A 22,904-nucleotide genomic window follows, 5' to 3' on the forward strand; every position below is an offset into this window, starting at 1 on the left:
CCTTGACAGAGAAAAAATAGCAAGTGAGGGAACTGTTTGCTCTCCTAAAGCAGATGGGCGATCCCCGCAAGTGTCTGTAGTTTTGTATACTATAGTTAATAAAACGTTAAAAACCTGGTAAAAATCAATGAGTAAAGTTACGAAAGAATGCGGTCGAAATCCCTGGAAATTAATGTTATTCGATTGATTAGGTTAAATAGTGGCTTGAATACTCCCAGAAGCCGCTAATGGCGAATTAAGTTAGGTTAAAAGAGGCAAGCACAAGCGTGAATCGGTACTCCCTCATCCAGTCTCGGCGCTACGATCCCGAAGCGATCGCCCAGTACTTCCGCTATCGTCCCTGGCGAGTTCTCTGGCGAGCCATCAAAATTATCTGGTTATTTGCAGGGTTTGTTCTTGGCTTAAAGTGGGACGATTGGCTGAACCAGGACTGGAAGAATCGAGAGAAACGCGCCACTCAACTGCGGGAAATCCTCACTCGCCTGGGTCCAACCTTTATTAAAGTCGGTCAAGCTCTCTCCACAAGACCCGACTTAGTGCGGAAAGACTTTTTAGAAGAACTCATCAAATTACAAGACCAACTGCCGCCATTTGATAATGCGATCGCATTCAATATCATTGAAACCGAGCTAGAACGCTCAGTAGAAGAGATATATAGAGAAATATCCCCAGAACCACTTGCTGCCGCCAGTCTGGGTCAAGTTTATCGAGCGCGTCTTCACACCGGCGAAGAAGTCGCCGTCAAGGTGCAACGCCCCAACTTGCTACCAACCATCACCCTCGATCTTTACTTGATGCGATGGATGGCGGCTTGGTTGAGTCCTTGGCTTCCCCTAAATTTAGGGCATAACCTGACTCTGATCGTCGATGAATTCGGTTACAAGTTATTTGAAGAAATTGACTACCTCAACGAAGGACGAAACGCCGAAAAGTTTGCCACTAATTTCCGCGATGACCCCAGCGTTAAAGTCCCAGCCATCTACTGGCGCTACACCAACACTCGCGTCCTGACTCTAGAGTGGATTGACGGCTTCAAACTGAACGATACCGAGCGCATTAAAGCAGCCGATTTGGAAACCGATACCTTGATCGAGATTGGCGTCACCGCCGGTCTACGACAGCTATTGGAATACGGCTTTTTCCATGCTGATCCCCATCCAGGTAACCTGTTTGCCCTGCCAGATGGTCGTATGGCTTATATAGACTTTGGCATGATGGATCAGATGGAGGAGGATACCAAAGAAACCCTCGTTAGTGCCGTCGTTCACCTAATTAACAAAGACTATATTGAGTTAGCCAAAGACTTTGTTAAGTTGGGCTTTTTGACGCCAGAAACGGATATTGTTCCGATCATTCCAGCCCTAGAAAGCGTACTGGGAGATGTCATCGGCGAAAGTGTACAAGACTTTAACTTTAAGACAATTACAGACAAGTTCTCGGAACTGATGTACGACTATCCGTTCCGAATTCCGGCGAAATTTGCCTTAATTATTCGTTCCTTGGTGACACAAGAGGGATTGGCTCTTAGCTTAAATCCCAATTTCAAAATTGTCGAAGTTGCCTATCCCTACGTAGCGCGGCGTTTGCTGACTGGCGAATCTCCAGAAATGCGGCGACGTTTAATTGAAGTCTTGTTCAAAGACGGCAAATTCCAATGGCAGCGGTTAGAGAACATGATTGCGATCGCTCGCTCGGATGATAACTTCGATCTGTTGCCCACCGCTCAATTAGGATTACAGTTTCTTCTCTCAGAAGAAGGACAATTTCTGCGACGCCAAGTGCTAATTGCTTTAACAGAAGATGACCGGCTTCATACCGAAGAAGTGCGACGTTTATGGAATCTAGTGAAAGATGACCTAAAACCGTCACGGTTGTTTAATGTAGCCCTCGGAGCCTTGACGGAACTCTCTACTGAAGGAGTCGCCGCACTATTACCTTCTTTTGCCACGATTGCTGCCTTTCAAGAGAGAGAATAAAGTGTTGGGTCTTAGGGAATCGGTAATGGGTAATTGGTAATTGGCGCGGTGTGCAACTTTGTGTCTTTCTCCCTCCAATTAAGGGGGGGATTGGGGGAGCTGACAAAATTTGCTTGACATTTCGATCGCCCCAACCCCTGATAAATTAGAGGCTGAGAAAAAGTTGCACATAGCGGTAATTGGTAATTCCATTACCGATTCCCCGTTGCCCATTTACCCGTTACCCATTAGGAGTTTTTAGTGTACTATTTCCCAGATCCGCCGTATTTTTTACTTGTTTTCGGTTTGTTTGCTGGAATAACCTGTGGTCTTGCTTTTGAAGCCACCCTCAAACAGCAAGTGCGGGAATGGTCAAAGAACCGCTCTACCCGGACTTTGGCTCAGATGCAAGGGATACAATTACAGTTGCCATTCCTGGGAATTTGTGGCGGAATCTGTCTGTTTCTAGTAGCTGGATTAGAGATTTTTGGCTTTCCTGGATGGCTCTCTTTTGGGACTTCGATGCCACTCACTCTATTTATTGGCTTGTTAGTTTGGTCGCAACTCAAAAGCCTTTTAGGTCAGCTAGAACGTGGTGGCTCTCGCGCACTTGATTTAGATGCTTGGGAATAAGCGATTAGTGATTCGCTTTGCTATTTAAAAGAGAGAGGGTAAGCAACTGCTTACCCTCTCTCTTTTAGATTAGATAGCCATGATTATTCGGAAACGATATTAGTAGACATCCGCGAAGTCCCAACCATCAACATAACCCAAAGGCCCTGGTGTTGCCCCAGGAACAACAACTTTATACCACTTGTTGCTCCATTGGTTTTGGTCTGGATGGAAGTCTAGTGTTGTGCCAGTGGGTAAAGTTTTAATAATCCGACCAGAACATGGCGATGACCGAACATTTAACGGCCCTTTTGTTACGCGAACCTTTCCAGGAGCGAGAGGATTAACGATCATCCATCCTTGAGCACGATTGCTATCACAAGCATTGGTAGAATTAAATCCGTAAGTTACGCGAATCCAAGTATAACCATTGCCTTGCTGAGTACCTCCGCTAGGATCGTTGAGAACATCAGCTCCGGGTCTAGCCACCCGCAGGATACGGCAGCTGGTACTGGGACAAGAGCGAATGTTCACGGTACTCAGGACGTTATAAACCCGACCATCATCCGTCGCCGTGCCAGCGATACCTGCACCGAGAGCATTTGCCGTACCAACCCTAGCTTTTATCGCTTCGCGGGCTGTCTGAGCTTCCGTAACACCTCCCGCTTGTTCTGGTGCGACAGTTCTGGGAGCAAATTTGTTACCATCTTGAGAAGGTTCAGCTAAATTTTTGGGGACGGACAAACCTACTGCAAGGGCTAGTAGCGTAACCGTTGTGGCACATCCACCAATTACTTTAAGAGATCCAAGGCGCATAGTAGTTCTTTTCCTTTAAATCAGTCTGTGAAGGTCGTTTTCCTTCCGCATGTTATTAAACACAATGATGCAAACTGATTTTTCGGACTTGCCTACAATCAAAAATTCCATACCTATCTCAAGATATATTTAAGAGTCAATAGGGAACTTTTTGAGCCTAATTTTTATCTTTATTCCAATTTTCCAGCTCTAGAAAAAGGCGATCGCTTTCAGTTGTAAAAGCGATCGCCTTTGTGATTTAAAGCGGGAAAAAATTCAACAGCTTGCCGGTGTGAAGATAGCGGCTTCGATACGATTCAGGGCTTTTTCCAGATCGTCGTTCATGATTTGAATATCGAATTCACTCGCCGCAGCAATTTCGGCTTCGGCACGGTTAAGCCGTCGCGCGATCGCTACCTCTGAATCTTGCCCGCGTCCTCGGATTCGATTTTCTAGTTCGCTGACGGAAGGCGGTAGGATAAAAATCTGTAGGGCGCTTGGGAAATTTTGTCTGATCTGCCGCGCCCCTTCTAGTTCAATTTCTAGTATCACCCACTGACCCTGCTGGATTTGCTCCTCCACTTGTCGTCTTAGGGTGCCATAACAGTTACCAGCAAACTCAGCCCACTCCAGTAATTCACCGGCTTCCAGCATTTGCTCAAACTGGTTGCGGCTAACAAAATAATAGTGTTTTCCCTCAATTTCGCCGGGACGGGGGGCGCGAGTCGTCGCGGATACAGAATAATACAGCTCCGGATGACGCTGCAAGAGCGATCGCAGCAAAGTACCTTTGCCTACGCCACTCGGCCCAGTCAAAACAATCAGCCTGCCAGTTTTCATGCTCCTGTCACCCGTGAAAATGCCTATTGCCTTAATTGTTGCTGGCATTCACGTCTTTGCCAATCACAAAGCGATGAGCAACGGTTTCAGGCTGAATGGCGGAGAGAATGATGTGGCTGGAATCGGTAATAATTACCGCGCGAGTGCGACGCCCATAGGTTGCATCAATCAACTGCCCTCTATCTCTGGCGTCGGTGATAATCCGTTTAATGGGCGCAGATTCTGGACTGACAATGGCAACCACTCGGTTTGCAGACACGATGTTACCAAAACCGATATTGATTAACTGAATGTCCATAAAAAACTAGCGGCATAACCGCCTAAAAAGCTTATTTAAGTCTAGTTCCCATGTTATCTACAAAATTTTTGACTTACAAGCCTAAAATCCACAAAAACTCGCGTTTTTAAGGGATCGCTGCTTTTTTTTCCCTTTTACCTCTGTTATCTATTCCGAAAGGCAGAGGCAGGTTTGACAGTTGCGTTAACATTCAACTGCACAAATTCAACTTAATTCATTTCTCTTGGCGCTGGTTGTGAAATAGATATCCAGCATGACTGGAACAGCTTGAGGGACGCGATCGCTTCACGATTGTCCGTGGAATCGCTCTTCGTTCACAGGGTGGGAAGTATTTCTTTGTATGCCCATAAAAATCAAATTCTACCAGAGGATGGATGGTTGCAACTATTTACGAGATTTTACATAGAGCGCTTATCCGTAGAATTACAATTAATCCGCTTTTTCACCATTTTTAGAAAAACAAGTACCGTGTTTTTATTGAAACAAAGGTTTTTTGCCATCCCAAGCTATCGAAAACAAAATACTTTTATCTAGGTTTTTCCATAACTTCAAAATATAAACTATAGCGATAAAGTTTCCGTAAAATAGGCTGTTTTTAGTAGCGGTTATTGGCATGAGTCATTTATGCTAAAAAAGTAGCGCCAACCCAAGCGCGGCAATCGGGGACGTAAAGATCAATCCTGATATACCGTGCTGCACTTACCCAAACCAGGGAATAAAAAAAATGGCTATTCGTAAAACACTTATTGGATTATTCGTTGCCACTTTAGGAATATTATCGGCTCCTGCTGACGCAAAAGCAATTTCTTTAAGTTATTTAGAAACCGACCAAGCCTTTAAAAATTTAAATGTAGATTTATTGTTTGTTGCGGAGGGTCGGATTGGCAGTAGCAATAACAGCACTTACGAACTCGATCTTCACGATGATACGGGAAGCACTAATTTTGCGGTACAAAAACAACAGGAACTGACTGGTTCAAATTTCTGGCAAAGCGGAAGAGTGGATGCTTTCACTCTGGCTTACGACGCACTCACAAAGATAGTTACTTATAAAGTTGGAAACCAAACTTTAGCTTACGACTACACATCGAAATTTACCCAAGGCGTCACAGATATCTTTGTCCGCACTAGAGCAAATAACACGAATAGCAGCATGACGGTCAAAGACTTATTGCTGAAAGATGCGTCGGGTATGAAGTCCATCGCCGAAACTTCTAGCGTTTCATGTACCTTGAGTCCTAATTGCACAACCTGGTCCAAGGATGCCAATGGCAATATTTTTGAGGATGTGAAGGGGGGAGTGCAATATCTTCGGATCGGCGATGTATCGGGGAGTTTCAGCCTTACAGGGAATTCAATTATGAGTTGGACGGGAAAAATCCCTACCCAATCCAATCTCGCCTACCAAATCAAAGTTGGGACGACCGATGACTGGAAAAACCAACAGAGCGTTCCAGAACCCAGCGCGACGCTAGGATTGACCTTGGGCGCGATCGCACTCGGTTTAAAAACTCGTCGCCGTCGCCAATCTGTCTAAGCCAATGTGTCTCAACAGAAACGGGTGATACTCATTAACGCACAAGGCTCCTTTAAAATAGCTTTGTGCTTTTTTTGTCGGAAGTAGCCTGAAACTGAGAGGATAGAAAGAGACCGCTCCTCGAAATCTTTACAAAAAATACCGATCGCGCGTGCAACTCGTTGATTTTACTACCTTAACTGCCACTTGTTCTGAGCTGCGTGCTGAGTGGATACCGGCGCGGCTGGAACAAGTTTATCAGCGCGATCGCTTTACAATTTCCATAGCCCTGCGAACCCTGAAGCGGAGGAGTTGGCTGACAGTTTCTTGGCATCCGCAAGCAGCGCGTGTTTGCATTGGGGATCCACCTCCCCGCACGCCAGATACCTTTACCTTCAGCGACCAGCTACGGCATCAGTTGGGGGGCTTTGCCTTGGTGGCGATAGAAGCGAGTAGCGCTGACGCAAATACACCTTCAGCGATCGCGCCTTGGGAACGAGTGATCGATTTACAATTTGCCAAACGCCCAGGAGATCCGGCTATCTGGCACTTGTACGTTGAAATCATGGGCAAATACAGTAACGTCATCCTTACAGGTGCAGACAACCTGATTGTCACCGCCGCCCATCAAGTCAACGCCCAACAATCTAGCGTCCGTACCATCCTGACCGGACAGCCCTACGAATCTCCACCCGCCCTCACTGCAACCATCCCGACTTTAAGCGAATCTCAAGAACGCTGGCAAGAACGGCTGAGTTTAATTCCCGCAGCACTGCGGCGTCAGATGCTGAAAAATTACCGGGGTTTGAGTCCAGCGCTGGTTGTCTCAATGGTACAAGCCGCTGGTCTAGATCCAGAGCAATCGACCGATACCCTCACACAATCTGACTGGGACGCATTATTTCTCCGATGGCAAGAATGGCTGCAAGCAATTCTGAAAAGCCAATCCTCTCAGTCTTCTATCCCCTCGCCTACGACACTCGTGACGCATAAGGAGACTGGGGCAGTTTTTCATCCCGGCTGGACACCTGAAGGATACAACGTCTTGGGCTGGGGCATTGTTAAGCCTGCTGAATCAATCCAAGAATTACTCAACCGCTACTACACCGATCGGCTCAATCAACAAGAATTTAACCAGATTCATCATCAGTTGAGCCAGAAACTCAACAACGTTCTGGAAAAATTACGCTTGAAGGCGTCTACTTTTACGGAACGCTTGCAGCAATCCGATCAAGCAGACCAATATCGGCAACAGGCAGATTTGCTGATGGCTTACCTTCAGAACTGGGAACCAGGGATGAAGTCAATTGACCTCAATGATTTTGACACCGACAAACCTGTCACAATTCCCCTCGACCCTGAAAAAAATGCCGTCCAAAATGCCCAATCCCTCTACAAGCGGCATCAGAAGCTGAAACGCGCTCGCTCAGCCGTTGAACCGTTACTTAACGAGGTGCAAACGGAAATAGACTACTTGGAGCAAGTGGAAGCCACCCTAACTCAGCTCGATTCTTACGATGACCCAGAAGATTTACAAACGCTCTTAGAAATCCGCGATGAGCTGATACAGCAGCGGTATCTAGAAGACCCGGACAACCGTAATCGTAGAGACGAGGAGGGAAGTCACCCTTATCGTTACCAGACGCCCAGCGGCTTTGAGTTATTGATTGGGCGCAATAACCGCCAGAACGACCAGCTAACCTTTCGGATGGCTGGAGACTACGACCTCTGGTTTCACACCCAGGAGATTCCTGGAAGTCATGGGTTGCTGCGCGTCGCTCCGGGTTCTGTCCCGGAAGAAGCCGATTTGCAATTTGCTGCCGATTTAATTTCCTATTACAGCCGCGCCAGACAAAGCGATCGCGTGCCAGTTGTTTACACGGAACCCAAGCACGTCTACAAACCCAAGGGTGCTAAACCGGGAATCGCTATTTATAAGCAGGAGCGCATTATCTGGGGGAGTCCTCAAACAGGAATCAACTATCTAAGGTAAGAAGTTTACAAAAAAATGTAAATATTTCTTTCAAAAAATGTGTATTTCCTGTTACAGTAAATATTAAAGAAATCTTACGGCTGGCGGTTGGGAACGCGCAGCTCTGGATTTCCTCGGATTAACGACAACAAAAATAAAGATTTTGTTCAACCAGCTGTCACATCAGCTGGTTTTTTTTCAGTGGTAAGTGGTCATTAGTCATATCGCAATCCGCTTCAGAGTTGTGAGCTGCCAGAGTTTAGATCCCCGACTTCTTTAAGAAGTCGGGGATCTCGTCTTCACGAATCCTTTAGGAGTGCTATCTCAAATCTGGTTGTATCCAAAATTAAGAAACGACCAATGACGGTTGACTCGTCACTAGAATGTAAACGTGGTGCGGATAGTGCCGATCACAATATCATCGTTACGATTATTGTGGTCGGGAGCAGTAAGCCAGATAACCCCGGGTGTGATGGCGATATTGTCTGTCAATTGATACTGATAGAACGCTTCAATGTGCAGTGAAGTATCGTCATTGTCTCCCACGGGCGGGGTGGGGATGCCTGCTGCGGTTAATGCGGCGACTGCGCCGGGATTGATATCGATGGTTGAGTTAGTGACTTTCGGCTCCATCCCCACGATAATGCCAGCCAAGTTGCCTTGTTTACCCAAATCTGGGAAGGCTAAGGTGACAGCCCAGTTCCAGATGTCAACTTTGCCGCGCTCAATGAGTCCGCCTAAAGTGGAGAGGTTGCGCGTGTTGGTGTAGCCAACCCAGCCACCCAAAACAAAGCGATCGCTCAGTTGCCAAGATAACTCTACCCCATAAGAATTGCTGATCACGGGGAGATTGGTGCTGAACCCTAAGTTAGTTAAACCCCCGCCGACCGAACTACCGTCAATATCGGTATCGAAGAAGCGGGCAAGTCCGCCCTGGAAATTCGCGAGATTGCTACCAGTGCCGGTGTCATTGTTGTTGTAGGAATGAATGTACGTCAAGCCCAGCTTCAAGCGATCGCTTGGCTTGATCAGTAGCTGTGCCAAGGCACCATAAGGGCCATTGAACAAACCACCATCTTCTTCCGGGTTAGCGGCGTCCCCTGCTAAATAGCCTAAGCTGAGTTCAAAGCGATCGCCCAACTGCTGCCTTAGCCCAACTCCAGCACCTTCTGCTAGGTAATAAATCGGCGGGCGCGTTCCAAAAGTAGAGAGTGCCCCAGTTGTACCGTCACCGTCGAGGAAGTTGACGGTATCGGTAAAGTCATCTGCCGCACCTGCATTTGCCGCAACTACCACTTCTGTTCTCTCACCGATGGGGAAAGCGTAAAGAAACGCATCCACGAAAACATTACTGTCGGTATCACCTGAGAAAAACAGGTTGCCTTCTGGTGTCAAAGTGCGTTCGGTAAGAGAACCCAGTCCTTCCGATTGCAGTCGCGTTCTCAGCACATCTTTCCCGGTGAAGCTGGTTTCAAAATTCAGACGGGTACGATGACCAAAAATCGCTACATCGTCGATCTCATCGCCAGTCGCATCTTCTCCCTTGAAAATCCCTGCCAGCGCAAAGATCGCTTCTCCCTGTAGTTTAGTGGTGGTGGAAAATTGATGGCTTTCCAGAAAAGCGGTGCGACCTTCTAAATTATCAACGCGCGTCCGCAATGTCGCCAATTCCGCGCCAAATTCATCAATCAGTCGCTGTAATGTAGTTAAATCCGCTTTGGTGACGAAATCTGCCGAACTGGCGGCAATCAATTTCTCGATTTGTTGCAGACAAGCATTCAAACCGGCGGCAAATTCATACCGGCTGAGTGCCCGGTTGCCGCGAAAAGTGCCATCAGGATATCCTGCAATACAACCGTAACGTTCGACAAGTGATCGCAACGCTTCATACGCCCAATCTGTCGGTTCTACGTCTTGCAGTTGGGAAACATTCGTGACTTGTTCTAGAGAACTATCCAGAGAACTATCCGCGCCCTCTGGATTGGTATAAACATCGATTTGTTCTAAAACATCGGCATCAGCCGTCACTGATGTTGGGGTGGTAGCTGGGATTTGGGCTAAATCCGTCACTGTTGACTGATTTGGCGCGATCGCCTCTGATGCGGGTGTTTCTACCTTGACAGCAGATGTCTCGTCCAGCTTGATCTCAGAAGTGGTAATTAGGGCAGCTGCGACGGCTACCGAGTTTGATTCCAATTCTTCATTTTTTTCATGTAACGCTTGAGATTCCTCTTGATCCTCCTTGATTGGGAGAGTGGGAGCGATCGCATCCTCGATTGCGTTCTCCTTAACTTCCATCACCGCCGGGGTTTCCGTTGCGAATGCCCCCGCATCCGTTAACAGCATTGCACCGAACACTGCTGGGCTTACCAGCAGCGCATTCCACAGGTTTTTAAATTTCATTTCTCACTCCTGACACCCTTTCAAGATTCTCCGCAGCGACTGACTGCTCTACAGTTTGCTAAAGACAATTTATTGACAATTTTGCTGGATTTTGCTTATAAATTGCCTTTTTCCAATGAAAAGCATCCGTTGCTGCTGAGAAATTTTGCTTTTAAACACTTAAGAGACAAGATTTCTCCAACTTTTACAATCCCCCCTGATGGCATTTACCAGTCAAAACTCAACTATCGGCAGCAATATCATACTAAAATGAGAATTATTCTCATAACATTACAACAAGACTCATTCTCAAAAAAAGAGATTGACACTTCCACCGTCAATCAGGAGATAAACCGTGACGCGCCCTAGAATCCGACATCAAATCCGACATTATCCGCGCAAATTTGCCCTGTCTTTATTACTGCTGCCAGTGTTCGCTGCTGGGTGTACCTCATCAAAGACTTCTGTCCCATCTCCACAGCAGAGTGCTTCACCGCAGTCGCCAGTAGCAGCGCAGAATCCGAAGTCTCCACGGGTAGTGGCAACGTTTTTGCCGATTTATTGGTTTACCAAGGCAGTTGCGGGTGACAAAGCGCAGGTAGAAATTTTAGTGCCACCCGGATCGGAAGTGCATGAGTATCAAGCGACACCCGCAAACGTACAAGCGATCGCTCAAGCAGATGTGCTGGTAAAAAATGGCTTCGGCTTGGAAGAATTTCTTCAAGAAACTATCAAAAATTCTGGAAACGCTCAGATTAAAGAAATTGATAGTAGTAAAAGCATTAACGCCTTAGAAGACGCCTCACCCGTGGTGAATGGTCAAGCAGCTAGCCACGAAGACCACAACCACGAGGGAGAAGCCGGTGCAAAGGCAGAAGAACACGACCATGCAGAAGGTAATCCTCACGTTTGGCTCGATCCAGTCCGAGCAAAACAGCAAGTAGAGAATATTCGGGATGGTTTAATTGCAGCCAATCCTGATAACAAAGCGACTTATCAAGCAAACGCCACCGCCTACATTCAGCAACTGGAGGCGCTAGACAAAGAATTTCAGCAGCGTCTGCAACCTTATCGCGGTTGTACTTATGTCACCTTCCATGATGCCTATCCTTACATTGCTCAACGCTACCAGCTTCAGCAAGTTGCAGTAGTTCAGATTCCTGAAGATAACCTTTCGCCTGCTGACATTCAAAAGGCGGTTGGGGCAGTGAAAAAGTACAATGTTAAAGCCCTACTTGGCGAACCAGGAACTGACAATAAATTGCTTGAAAGTCTCTCCACTGACTTGAAATTAACCCTGAGAACCATCGATCCTCTGGAAAACGGCCCCCTGACTCCGGAGCATTATTTCACCGCGATGAAGCAAAATCTGCAAACCCTGGAAGCTGCCTGCAAGTAGACGTGAGAAATTCCGACGCCCCTATCCCATCGCCAATTCTGAAAGTTGACGGCTTAACTGTATATCTAGGCAGCTATCTGGCGCTTCGGGATGTCTCTTTTGAATTGCTACCCGGAACTGATACAGCAGTAGTTGGCCCGAATGGTGCGGGTAAAAGTACGCTGGTGCAAGCAATTCTGGGATTAATTCCGCGAAGTGCCGGAAAAGTAGAAATTTTTGACCGTCCAGTTGAACGTTTGGGGCATTGGTGTCACTGGTTAGGCTATATGCCGCAAAATTTTATCTTTGACCGGAGTTTTCCAATTTCTGTCGCCGAAATGGTGGGGTTGGGATGGGCGAAGAAAAATCAGGAGTCAGGAAAACTCACGGCTCAAAACTTTTTGTCATTCTGGCGGAAAGATGAAAAGAAATCAGAAGCGATCGCATTTGCCTTGAAACGGGTAGACGCTTATCACCTGCGCCGTCAATCTATCGGTACTCTGAGTGGTGGGCAACTCAAGCGTGTTTTGTTGGCTTATTGTCTAGTCATGCCTCGTCAACTTCTAGTCCTGGATGAAGCGTTTGCCGGTGTGGATGTGCAAGGTGCAGCAGATTTTTATGCTTTGCTCAATGAACTCAAACGCGAGCAAAATTGGACGGTGTTGCAAGTTTCCCACGATATTGACATGGTAAGTCACCACTGCGATCGCGTTCTCTGCCTCAATCAAACGGTAGTCTGCACTGGCACCCCGGAAATTGCCCTTTCCCCTCAAAACCTGCTAGCCACTTATGGCCCAAGTTTCAGTCGCTATCATCATCACCACTAAAAAGAATCAAAATGCTAGGAGTTTTTAATATTTAATTGGCTTCATCCAAATGTTCTGCAACAGAGCGATAGAGGTCTAAAACGTGATTATCTTGAAGGCTATAGAAGACCTTGCGCCCACGCTTGCGGTAGCTAACCAGTCGCAGGGCACGTAAGGCTCTCAACTGATGGGAAACCGCTGATTCGCTCATTGCCAGCGCTCCTGCCAAGTCACACACACACAGTTCTTTGAGTGCCAAAACTGATAGAATCCGCAGGCGATTGGCGTCTCCTAAGAGACTAAAGAACTCCGCCATTCGCTGGGACTTCTCGGTGCTGAGAATCTGACTTTGCAATTGGTGAACGTTATCTATGTCAACCGGATGTGGCGGATTACAATTTAAAGTTTCTGTCTTCTGAAGGTCGCTATTTACAGCTTCATCAGATGAAAGTTGCACTGACATTTCTCAAGCTATAGGTAGATACTCTTATCGTAACTGATTCGCTGACGTGGATGGAAAGCTCATGACTCTCCTAGATTGGTCGATCTCATTTCATTTTCACTGGCTAGCGATCGCGGATAGCGCTAACTTAATCACCTTGTTGCAGTTTCCCTTCATGCAACGAGCGATCGCAGGTGGCGTCCTGATGGGACTTCTCGGCGGATTTCTTGGCAGTTTTGTCACTTTGCGCCAATTGTCTTTTTTCAGCCACGCCGTTGGTCACGCGGCTTTAGTCGGGCTGGTGATGGGAGTCTTATTGCAGCTAAATCCCACCTGGATGCTACTACCCTTTACGGTAATTTTTGGTCTAGCGGTTCTCTACTTGATTGATCAAACCAATCTCGCCAGCGACAACATCCTCAGCATTGTGCTATCCGGTGCCTTGGCAATTGGCGTCATCCTCAGCAGTTTTATCCAGGGATACCGAGGCAACCTCTTAGGCGCTCTATTTGGGGATATTCTCGCAATTAATAACACCGACTTGGTGCTGGTTTTTCTATTGCTTGTGGGCAGCGGTATCTTCTTACTGTCAACGCTGCGAGAGCAAATCTTATTGACGCTTAACCCCGATGTAGCAAAGGTTCAGGGTGTTCCAGTTCAGCTCTATCGCTACTTATTTGTTGTACTGCTGTCCCTGGCAGTTGCCGTTTCTATCAAAGCCGTAGGCATCTTACTCGTAAATGCCTTTCTAGTGATTCCCGCTTCTACTGCCAAGTTGTTGAGTCACCAATTTATCTACTTTCTCTGGCTCTCCGTTTTCTTGGGAGCGATGAGTAGCGTTGCTGGAATGATTGTATCCGGTCTTTTTAACTTTGCTTCTGGCCCTAGTATTGTTCTCGTCCAGTTTTTGCTGTTTCTAGCCGTTCTTGGCTGGGCAAAGCTGAATCTGCAAACTAGCTGAGACAAGTAAGGTTAGCGGGTTGTGGATTAGCCGGTTGAAGGTTAGCCAGTTTATGAGAACTTTCCACTGCTGTAAACCTTCAACCTTCAACTCTTGTAAGCTTTCAACCTTCAGTTAGCCGCAGTTACAGCCGTGATGGGAGCAGCCTTGTCCAGATTCGTGACCATTGGCACAAGCTTCGCCGCAGTAGTATTTACCACCTTTTTCCACCGCTTCGCTGATGGAAACAACGCACAGGCAAGATTCACAGGCACATTTCATCGAAGTTACGGTAGTCATCACTTTGTCCTAGTCAACTCTTCACTTACTATAACATCTGAACAGATATTCAGATATCCGTCCTTTTCAGGAATCGTCATAGAGATAGCGATACAGAGATAGCGATCGCCCTTGCTGGAACTGCGATCTCTGACAAAAAACAAAAATATTACCGAATCTGCCACTAGGGGCTTGTCAACACTGTCTAACTTTGTTAATTTAATAAAGCACCAAAAAAAGTGCGCCGGGATAGCTCAGTTGGTAGAGCAGAGGACTGAAAATCCTCGTGTCCGGAGTTCAAATCTCCGTCCTGGCATTTAAAACAACAGTATATAGAAGGTTCTAGGCTCATCAAGTACGCTAATAGTCTAGGCAAGTCTACTAAAACTCTACTAAGTGTAGAAGAGGCTTTAAGGGCGATAAAAGCTGCCCTCAGCTATCTTTCCACCTTTGACGGGTTATCGTGTCCTTACAGAGGATTCTAAAGGAAGTACAGATAGCTCTAACAGAACTATGGCTTACTCTAACAGAACTATGGCTTAAGGGTGGACGTATACCATAGCTAACTATCCTAGTCAATACCTGTATTTATACTCATGCTTATCACTTCTTGAGTGCTAATCCTATATAAATGCAATAGGTCTATAACTACAAACACATAATTGCTGTATACAAATAGCAGATGTAATCTTACAATTTCCGCTATGGAAAGACATATACAACTGATGTATCTATCGATTATTCGATGTTTTAGAGGTATGAGGTTGAAAAAAACGTGTAAATTCTACACATATTACTAGCAGAATAATATGGAAAACATAGATAAAATCATCAACTTTGTTGATACATATTTGTTGATACATAATTACTACACGATGTATACAATTATTTAATATAAATTGAAAAGTGTAGCATGAATGCTTAAAAAATTTATGTAATCAGCAGTATAAATATAATATTAGCAACGTAATTCATAGTTAGTTTTAAGTTTGCATACTTAATTGGTTAAGCTTGTTACATAAATAACCTGAAATATGAAAAAATTATTTTTTCATTTTTAATCATCATCTATTTTTGAATACATCCATTCAGGAAAATCATTTTTTGATAAATGAAAAGATGTACCTAAAAGGACATTAATGTCATTTAAATAAAAATTAAGTTCATTCAGAGATAATTTTATCAGAGTTGTAGAGCCGTTAATACGGTGAAAAACAATTACAAACTGCTGACGTATCTTTTCCATTAATTCCTGAAATAACCTAAATGGTCTAGTATGACTAAGTTCCTTGAAGTTATCATACCAAAACTTTATTATCGGATGATTAATATTAAAATAAGTTTTTATAGGGTTATCTATATAAGAACAAAATTTAGTCGTGCAAAGAGTTAATTGGACTCCATAAAAATTTGCTAACTCGTAGTTATGTGAAAAACTATTATAAGTTATAATTTCATGCTTGTTTTTGCTTGCTTTCAAAAAAGTTCCTTGCGGATGGTTTACAACATAAAATACAAACTTTTTATGTTTCAAATAGTCAAAGATAAAACTAGAACTTTGATGATTTCCAGGTAGAATATAAGAAATATTATACTTACGTATATAGTAATCCATAAGGTTCACATCATTAGTACACAGCATTATTTCTAATAAGTTACTTAGCTTAAATAAGGACAAATCTAAGTTAATGACATTTGCTCCTTCAGGAAGAAAATTACGCTGATACACCGAGAAATAAAAGTAATTTTCCAGAAATTCATAATGCTCTTTACTACAGGAGCTACGATAATTCAAAAGATAAGACAAAGTAACAGTAGTTCTTAAATTTTCGTGAATGTTTGAAAAAATAGTTTTAATTATCTCGCTTTGAAATTTTTCATAAATTTCATATAAAAATAAATCATTTTCAAAAGTATTTCTAGTTATATTAAGCTGCTTAGGTATTTTTATATTAATATCGCCAATGAGTGTAATACCAGCTTGTTTTACAAAAATACCTTTTTGAAAAATATTAACATTTCTTCTATTATCCTTATAAATATTTCTAAGTTCAAAAGAATAGTCATGTTGATTTTCAGGAAAAAATATTCCACAATATCCTTCAAATTCCTCATTTTTTAGTGTGACCTGATAAAACTTGTATTCTAAAAGTGCTATTACATGAGGGCTTTGTACAATATCTTTAATTAAGTCAATTACTTCATTCTCACAGAAAGCATCTTTTTTAAATTCAATAATATTTGTCTGTTGATTTTCGTTTTTTATAATTAAAGGTATATCAACATATTTAAAGTTAGTCGAAACAAAATCTGTTAGCCTATTAATATTTAAATCAATATCGTTTTTCAAATGCAGTATAACTTTAGTGCCTTCACTTATACTAGGGTCTTCTTCAAATTAAAACTGATAGGGAGCTTCTTGATTAACTATAAATTTTAAGCCATTAGAGTGTTTCATTTTTGTTTCTACAGTAAAAGAATCACATAACATAAAATATGAGAATACTCCTACTCCAAATTGACCGATAGAATTTTCAATGTTGTTTTCGCAATAGAATGAGCTACCTAATTTAGCAAAATAATTTTCAACTATATACCTATCCATTCCTAAAGCATTATCTTGAATAACTAGATCATTACCAATTAAATCAAGAATAATTTCAGGCGTATAGTTCTGTTCGTTTTGAATTTTTAGTTCACATGAGTCTAATGAATTTTGAAGAACTTCACGAATAGCAACATATTCATCATGGTAAATTTTTTTACCCATAAAAGTATGGATAATGTTTTTATAATCGAGGCTAAATCCTATTCCGTCTTTAAATGGAGAGGAAATATCATTCTCAACAAAAGTTAGTTCAATTTTGATTTGTTTTGGCAACTGTTTAATAAATTTATGGCAAGTTTTTAATAGTTGCTCAAGTAAGTGTAAATGTTCTGAAGTTGCTAAGTAAATTAATTGATCGTCGATTTTATCCTCAAAAATCAATCTTTTTCCGGCATCTTGGAACTTTGTCCGAGGTTTTTCTCTCTCTACTTTCTCTTCCCACAATCTCTTACTCTTAATATACTTAGGATATTTAATATATTTATTCAACAACTTATTTGAGTTAATGTTTTTAACATCAACATTATCTGCAATTAAGATTAAAAATGCTAGATAAGGTAAACATACTGTTTCAGTAGAATAAGAATTAACTGAATGTTGAGAGTGATAGTAAGTTGAATCTTCAATAGTTTTTTGAATACTAAAATGAGCTTGAGTGACTAAAGAAATTGCTTCTACATAATCCTTATGAATTCCTAATAATTCTGCATTTTCAACTATATAGTCATGGGATATTTTGTAATGATTCAATCGGATATAGTTTTCAAACGAATGAAAAAAGTTATTTTTTTTATGCTCATAAAATTCATCCTGATATTTTTCTACTAAGGCTTCTTTAGATTGACAAACGCCAATATCAGTTAAATAAGATGAATTAGCTAATATATATAACTCATGCTCATTAAGATGACTCATATTTTCTTGTGTAAGAAGGCTACAAACATACTTAATTACCTCCTGGTTATGACATTTATTATGTTCAGAGTAGTCTATAAAATGAATATTGTATTGATTTATTAATTCTTGTATTTTCCTTTTCGTATTGTTGAAAATATCAAACAAATAGGGAGATTTATTTTGAAGATGTTTTTCCAATGGAGTTAGTGAACCCATTAATTCTACAGCTTGTTTTTCCCTTTGTTCTAATATGTCCTTAAAGGCATCAGTATTAATAACTGAATCAACTTTAAAAAACAGATTCACAATATCACTGTATCTATCAAGTCTGTAGTCTAAGTCAGTATTTATTAGTGGTTTTATAGTAATTTTTTCTAAAGTTGCAAAAATATCATTTTTACATACTTCAAAATCTAAATTTTTAAATGATACATATTTTTTCTTGATGCTTTCAAAGCATTCATGAATTTCATTTTCATTTTTTTCTAATCTACTATCATTAATTTCTGAAATTAATTCTTTTCCTTTTTCATTTATATCAGAGCTTACAGCGAGATAGTAGTAAAGTTTTTCTTGAGTGTTTGAAATTAAATTATTACCCTGTAAATGAAACAAAACAAACTTTATAACTTCTTCTCCCACCTGTTTTCTATTTAACGAATCTTTGTATTTTTTACATTGAACTAATCCTATATTTTCGGACTTCAATGTTAAACAAATATCGCGACCTTTTTCTCCAACACCTTGCATTAATATTACGTCATCATAAATTAAATCATTTTGACTTTTTAAATCTTCTTTAAATATTAAATACAATAAACGTTCAAAATCCCGATCGTCAGGCAAATTAGAGTAAGGATATCCTATTTGGTTTTTAAATTTTTTCGGTTTATTAGTGTAATCTTGTTGTTCCTTTTCGATTTGATCGGGTTCAATTTTTATACGATTAACCATAACACTCCTCTTTATCAAAGTTTAAAATGATCTAAGCAGATAGGCTTATTACAATATATATAAACACGGCTTATTATTGCTGGATTTTCCACAACAAAGCTAATTAAAACTGCTATGCATTAGTAAAAATAAAGTTAGAAGTAACTTATAACCATCGTTCTTTAATTGCTCCGTAAGTTATAGTAACTCTAAGCCAATGAGCTAAACCATCTTCACCACGGCTACGCTCACGAGTACGTTTTTTAATAGCGTCTTTCACGCTTTCGGGTAAAGCTACAGAAACTAATTTTCCCTCTGACCATTCACGTTCAAAAACCTTGTCTGTTATTCTTTTGCATTGAGCCGATATTTGAGATTCTCTAATTTCTTTATCCTCTGCTGATTTTAACTTGGTTTTCAATTCCTTTACTTCATGATTTAGTCTCTTGTTTTCATGTTTTAGGCTTTGATTTTCATCTTCTAATCCCACTTCCAAATCTCTAAACACCTTGAACAATGTGTCTATCCATTGTTCTTTTAAGGCATATTCTGAAAAAATCAACTCTCTTTCTTCTCTTAGAGTTTTAAATTCTTGCCAAACTTCTATAGCCCAGTTGAGCCTACTCTCTTGTTCTTGTTTAAGTCCATCAGGAGAAAGAAGATAGATGCTTAAATCCCAATTACATACAGGACAGAAGTTAACATCATCTTGAGATACATTCAAACATACAGGACATTCACTCATAGGAACTCCAACATCTTAATATTTGTTCGACAGATAGATGGTTTATTTGTCCTGTATGATAGCCCATGAATGCTGTATATTCATGTGTATAAGAGGCTTATTAACTGTATAGTTGTCTACCTAATACTCTAATGTTTTAGCAGTTTCTTGTTCTATTTCACAAGTCTGGTGAGAATATCCTGAGCGCATTTACTGATTTTCTCATCATCATCATGCTCTGTACATAGAGCGAATACTTCCCATTCTTCTAATGTAATAGCAAGATATTTCCCTATCTTGTAGTTATTTGCTGATGCGAGAATTTCGTCTCCATTTAATTCTGAAGTTATCTTGAGATATTTTCCTCGCTTAACTGTTTGGCGTACTTTCACTTCCCAAAGATGATATCTGCTATCTCTAATTAGAACTTCACCTACACGATCTTTACCTCCGTGAAGCAGTTTTTCATAAATTTTCTTACCTTCCTTACCTGCTTTGTATGCAGTCTTACTTGCCTTATAAAGCTGAACTATTTGGAAAGCATTCATTAATTTAACCTCTGTAGTACCTCTTGTAACAGTATTCTCTATTTAGAAGTTACAGTTACTATTCAACCTTGTGATATTAATCACAAATATTAATGATTGATATCATTTACTTTGTGTAAACTACCTTTAATTCCTAATTTATACAGAAATTGATGAATCTTGAGCTTGTTAAACATATAAAGACACTTTCAAGCTAAATTTAATCGAACAGGCATAGATAAAAATTAGTGTTTAAGTACCCTTCAAAGTCTTACTTAAGCTATCCATAAAATCTATTAATCTATGTTTTTAGCAAAGTTGATATTAACAAATTGGACACATAAAAGCATATAAAAATATACAATCAGTAAAACATTAATTATATATTCTTAAAATGCTTACTTTGAAATAAGTAAATTATTATTTTAAAAATACAAAAAAACTATTTATAGCGGAAAGCAGAAATCAAAAATGTTTTCTATAAGGACTTACAGAATCTATAAATTCACAGTCTCCTAAAATATTAGCTGTGATTAAACGAGCAACCCTACTTCTATTCCAATAAGACGTATGAGAACTTGTTAATCCTTTAGCCATAGATAATCCGGCTAAGCCAGAAAATGGCTGTGAAATTTTTTTCATAAGATTATGAGATGCAATAAACTTATCTCTAAAAAAGAGATTACATGATGAATCAATATTTAAGCTTGCAGAAATAGGATATGCAAAAACGTCAGAAGCATGAATCAAATTAATCCATCTTAAAGGTGATTTTAAATATCTACTAGCAAACCTTTTTAGATTTTCAGGCAGGATACCTAACATTAAATTAAAAAGTAATATGGGCGAACCCATTGTAGTAATACTTCTAAGATAAACTTTTGATTTACCGTTAGCACCACTTAAACCTTTTATTATATTTCTTATATAAAATGCTGGATCGTCTGTTCCATATTTATCAGAAAATAACATATCATATAAAATTACTCCTCCTAAAGAATGTGCTATTAGATGAAGTTCTGTTTCTTGAGGATGTTTTTTTAAAAATTCAAGTAATTGCAATGCAATAATGTTTCTAATTTCCCGACCATTCTCTGTATTAAGGTAAGTGAAAAGATCCCCAAAGAACTGCTCGATAAAGAATTCACGATATTGACTATACTGAAACACATCTCCTAAATCGATCTTAGAATTATTGCAAAAATTATTTAAATCTTGCTGAACCCATTTCCAAAGTGGGGGTGTATTTTCTAAAACTCCTCCCCATTGACTGCAACAAAAATAAGGTTTAGCTTGTTCTCTTTTATCAAAATCATCTCTGATTTTCTCTATTAATTCAAAAGCGTACTTATCATGTCTTGTAGCAACTCCATGAATGAAAAATACAAGCATCTATTTTAACCTTTATTTTCTTCTGCACACAAGCTGAAAACTTCATCTATCCATTCAGGAGTTGAGTTTTCATAATACTCAATTGCTAACTTTCCTATAGCTTGTGTCGAAACCCAATCTAAACTACCGCCAATAATTGCACCAACTACCGGAACTGCTTTGCCAAGTGTTTTCTGAACAGATTTTTCTACTGCTTTCTTTCCTCCTACTTTCCATAAAGCTTTTACTAAATGTTTTTGCATTCCTTTCATAGTATATTTAACTATGGTTTTACCACCATGTTTAGTAATAACTTTAGCAGCATACTTTGTACTTTCCTTTACAGTTACTTTAATAATTGATTGTTTTACACTTTCTAAAGCTTTTAATGCGTGTTTAGGAGCTGACTTCAATGCTTCTGTAATTACTAATTTCTTTAACTCTTGTATAGATCCATTAGACAAAACTAAAAAGATATCTGTTTTAATATCAGTGTTTGCAGGAGTATATTCGTACAAATAAGCAATACAGCGAATTGTAAAAGCTTGAATTCTCCAAGATTTAACTATATCTATAGGAATAGTTGCGGGTAAAGTAACTATTCCTCCGAGTCCAGTAACAGCACCTAATACACCACTCTTAATAGATTGGTCATGAATTATTTTTTCGGCAATTTCCCTTTTACTTAAAGTAGGATTTTCCGAACGGATTTTATTTAAGTATTTATTTATTTCTTCTGGATCAGAACTACTCATCATGTTAATTAGTGATTCAAGCGCTTCTTGCAAACCTGAAATATCCATGTTTTGATTTACATAATTACTTTTAGCTGTTGCTAAAGGATAACTTTTACAATTTAGAAATAACTCAGTTATACCACTAGGAATATTCTCCTTTTAAATTATCATTTAAGCATTTTTACTGTTTTCATGGTTTTCAAAAGCATAACCATTGACCCTAAGTAAAAATACCTAGCTTCTATAAGCTCTTTCAAGTGCCATGAAATTGGCTTTATGTCATCTACTACCTAAAATCTTTTTAATGTGGTTTTATGGCTTTTTATTAGGATAGCCTGGAACCATTGTCATGTGAGGTTTTCAGTCGTTTAGTTGTTCAATAAATTAAATATTCAGCCTTTCTACCTATCAGGGCGATCTCTAAAAACCTTGATTTTTCGTTAGTCATCCTTACTTGAATCACTGCTATACCCAAATAAAGCTAACCAGCTACATAAGGAGTATTTATGCTTAAGGCTTAGTAGTTGTAAGTATTTATCCTTAAAAATTAATTTGAAAATTTTTGAATGATTAATACATCAATTTCTGTTTTGAGTTTATAAAACTGAAAACTTTATTAAGTACTGATGTAACCGATGTAACTGAAGTGAAACTAAGTATTATTTTCTCTATTAACGGCAGTAATCTAGTCCCAGTAAGAGTTTCAAGCATTGACGTAACTGTAACTGGTGTAACTAATATTTTACTAACTTTATTTATTTATTTATTTAAGTTTCCATTAGACCTCCTGCATGAATGGTCAAGTAGTGTGCCAGTTCATAATCGAGATTGCACAATAAGGGAGTAGATCAGCATCAAGACACTGGGGAGTTGGTATGCCGTATACGGAGCT

At 40.6% G+C, this 22,904-nt stretch carries 19 protein-coding genes and 1 tRNA gene; 8 read left to right on the top strand and 12 right to left on the bottom strand.

What is annotated here, in order from left to right:
• The first annotated feature begins 266 nt into the window (after window positions 1-266).
• Both NDA03_RS24350 and NDA03_RS24355 read left to right on the top strand, forming a co-directional pair.
• Window positions 267-1,976, top strand: a complete 1,710-nt coding sequence (locus NDA03_RS24350; RefSeq protein ID WP_348239408.1) for an AarF/ABC1/UbiB kinase family protein — start codon at window positions 267-269, stop codon at window positions 1,974-1,976.
• Window positions 1,977-2,216: 240 nt separating this feature from the next.
• On the top strand, window positions 2,217-2,588 hold the full coding sequence (locus tag NDA03_RS24355) for a hypothetical protein (protein WP_190688212.1): 372 nt from the start codon (window positions 2,217-2,219) through the stop codon (window positions 2,586-2,588).
• Between the two features lie 99 nt (window positions 2,589-2,687).
• Here the strand turns inward: NDA03_RS24355 and NDA03_RS24360 are convergent, their stop codons facing one another.
• The 3 genes from NDA03_RS24360 to NDA03_RS24370 form a co-directional block, all read right to left on the bottom strand.
• Window positions 2,688-3,383, bottom strand: a complete 696-nt coding sequence (locus NDA03_RS24360; RefSeq protein ID WP_190413900.1) for an SH3 domain-containing protein — start codon at window positions 3,381-3,383, stop codon at window positions 2,688-2,690.
• 255 nt (window positions 3,384-3,638) lie between these two features.
• Window positions 3,639-4,202 (bottom strand): guanylate kinase, encoded by a 564-nt coding sequence (gene gmk, locus NDA03_RS24365; protein WP_190413938.1) that lies wholly within the window; start codon window positions 4,200-4,202, stop codon window positions 3,639-3,641.
• A gap of 31 nt (window positions 4,203-4,233) precedes the next feature.
• The gene (locus NDA03_RS24370; protein WP_190413898.1) at window positions 4,234-4,500 is read right to left on the bottom strand and encodes a DUF370 domain-containing protein; all 267 of its coding nucleotides are present in this window, start codon (window positions 4,498-4,500) and stop codon (window positions 4,234-4,236) included.
• A gap of 724 nt (window positions 4,501-5,224) precedes the next feature.
• On the opposite strand from NDA03_RS24370, the gene NDA03_RS24375 reads away from it, so the two are divergent.
• Window positions 5,225-6,037 (top strand): PEP-CTERM sorting domain-containing protein, encoded by an 813-nt coding sequence (locus tag NDA03_RS24375; RefSeq protein WP_190413896.1) that lies wholly within the window; start codon window positions 5,225-5,227, stop codon window positions 6,035-6,037.
• A 151-nt stretch (window positions 6,038-6,188) separates the two neighbouring features.
• The gene (locus tag NDA03_RS24380; RefSeq protein WP_348233582.1) at window positions 6,189-8,009 is read left to right on the top strand and encodes an NFACT RNA binding domain-containing protein; all 1,821 of its coding nucleotides are present in this window, start codon (window positions 6,189-6,191) and stop codon (window positions 8,007-8,009) included.
• A 357-nt stretch (window positions 8,010-8,366) separates the two neighbouring features.
• Here NDA03_RS24380 and NDA03_RS24385 read toward each other — a convergent pair whose 3' ends face one another.
• On the bottom strand, window positions 8,367-10,391 hold the full coding sequence (locus NDA03_RS24385; protein ID WP_348239409.1) for an iron uptake porin: 2,025 nt from the start codon (window positions 10,389-10,391) through the stop codon (window positions 8,367-8,369).
• Between the two features lie 334 nt (window positions 10,392-10,725).
• Between NDA03_RS24385 and NDA03_RS24390 the strand changes: the two genes are divergently transcribed.
• Together NDA03_RS24390 and NDA03_RS24395 are read left to right on the top strand one after the other, a co-directional pair.
• Complete coding sequence (locus NDA03_RS24390; RefSeq protein ID WP_348239410.1) at window positions 10,726-11,769, top strand: zinc ABC transporter substrate-binding protein; 1,044 nt, start codon at window positions 10,726-10,728, stop codon at window positions 11,767-11,769.
• Between the two features lie 23 nt (window positions 11,770-11,792).
• Window positions 11,793-12,575, top strand: a complete 783-nt coding sequence (locus NDA03_RS24395) for an ATP-binding cassette domain-containing protein (RefSeq protein ID WP_190438714.1) — start codon at window positions 11,793-11,795, stop codon at window positions 12,573-12,575.
• 31 nt (window positions 12,576-12,606) lie between these two features.
• Here the strand turns inward: NDA03_RS24395 and NDA03_RS24400 are convergent, their stop codons facing one another.
• On the bottom strand, window positions 12,607-13,017 hold the full coding sequence (locus NDA03_RS24400) for a metalloregulator ArsR/SmtB family transcription factor (protein ID WP_190413889.1): 411 nt from the start codon (window positions 13,015-13,017) through the stop codon (window positions 12,607-12,609).
• Between the two features lie 61 nt (window positions 13,018-13,078).
• Between NDA03_RS24400 and NDA03_RS24405 the strand changes: the two genes are divergently transcribed.
• Entirely contained in the window at window positions 13,079-13,957 is an 879-nt protein-coding gene (locus tag NDA03_RS24405; protein WP_190413887.1) for a metal ABC transporter permease, read from the top strand.
• Between the two features lie 114 nt (window positions 13,958-14,071).
• Here the strand turns inward: NDA03_RS24405 and NDA03_RS24410 are convergent, their stop codons facing one another.
• Window positions 14,072-14,236 (bottom strand): metallothionein, encoded by a 165-nt coding sequence (locus NDA03_RS24410; RefSeq protein ID WP_190413885.1) that lies wholly within the window; start codon window positions 14,234-14,236, stop codon window positions 14,072-14,074.
• Window positions 14,237-14,458: 222 nt separating this feature from the next.
• On the opposite strand from NDA03_RS24410, the gene NDA03_RS24415 reads away from it, so the two are divergent.
• A tRNA-Phe gene (locus NDA03_RS24415) sits at window positions 14,459-14,531 on the top strand.
• 741 nt (window positions 14,532-15,272) lie between these two features.
• Here NDA03_RS24415 and NDA03_RS24420 read toward each other — a convergent pair.
• The 6 genes from NDA03_RS24420 to NDA03_RS24445 form a co-directional block, all read right to left on the bottom strand.
• The gene (locus NDA03_RS24420; RefSeq protein WP_348239411.1) at window positions 15,273-16,565 is read right to left on the bottom strand and encodes a hypothetical protein; all 1,293 of its coding nucleotides are present in this window, start codon (window positions 16,563-16,565) and stop codon (window positions 15,273-15,275) included.
• A gap of 48 nt (window positions 16,566-16,613) precedes the next feature.
• Entirely contained in the window at window positions 16,614-18,674 is a 2,061-nt protein-coding gene (locus NDA03_RS24425) for an ATP-binding protein (protein WP_348239412.1), read from the bottom strand.
• A 145-nt stretch (window positions 18,675-18,819) separates the two neighbouring features.
• Window positions 18,820-19,398: a hypothetical protein gene (locus tag NDA03_RS24430; protein WP_190413879.1), complete on the bottom strand. Its 579-nt coding sequence runs from the start codon at window positions 19,396-19,398 to the stop codon at window positions 18,820-18,822.
• 152 nt (window positions 19,399-19,550) lie between these two features.
• Complete coding sequence (locus tag NDA03_RS24435; protein ID WP_348239413.1) at window positions 19,551-19,925, bottom strand: hypothetical protein; 375 nt, start codon at window positions 19,923-19,925, stop codon at window positions 19,551-19,553.
• Between the two features lie 444 nt (window positions 19,926-20,369).
• On the bottom strand, window positions 20,370-21,296 hold the full coding sequence (locus NDA03_RS24440) for a hypothetical protein (protein WP_190413875.1): 927 nt from the start codon (window positions 21,294-21,296) through the stop codon (window positions 20,370-20,372).
• A gap of 5 nt (window positions 21,297-21,301) precedes the next feature.
• The gene (locus tag NDA03_RS24445) at window positions 21,302-22,078 is read right to left on the bottom strand and encodes an EcsC family protein (RefSeq protein ID WP_190413874.1); all 777 of its coding nucleotides are present in this window, start codon (window positions 22,076-22,078) and stop codon (window positions 21,302-21,304) included.
• Window positions 22,079-22,904: the final 826 nt, after the last annotated feature.

Source organism: Trichocoleus sp. Lan (assembly GCF_039961855.1).
Taxonomy (GTDB): Bacteria; Cyanobacteriota; Cyanobacteriia; order Cyanobacteriales; family FACHB-T130; genus FACHB-T130.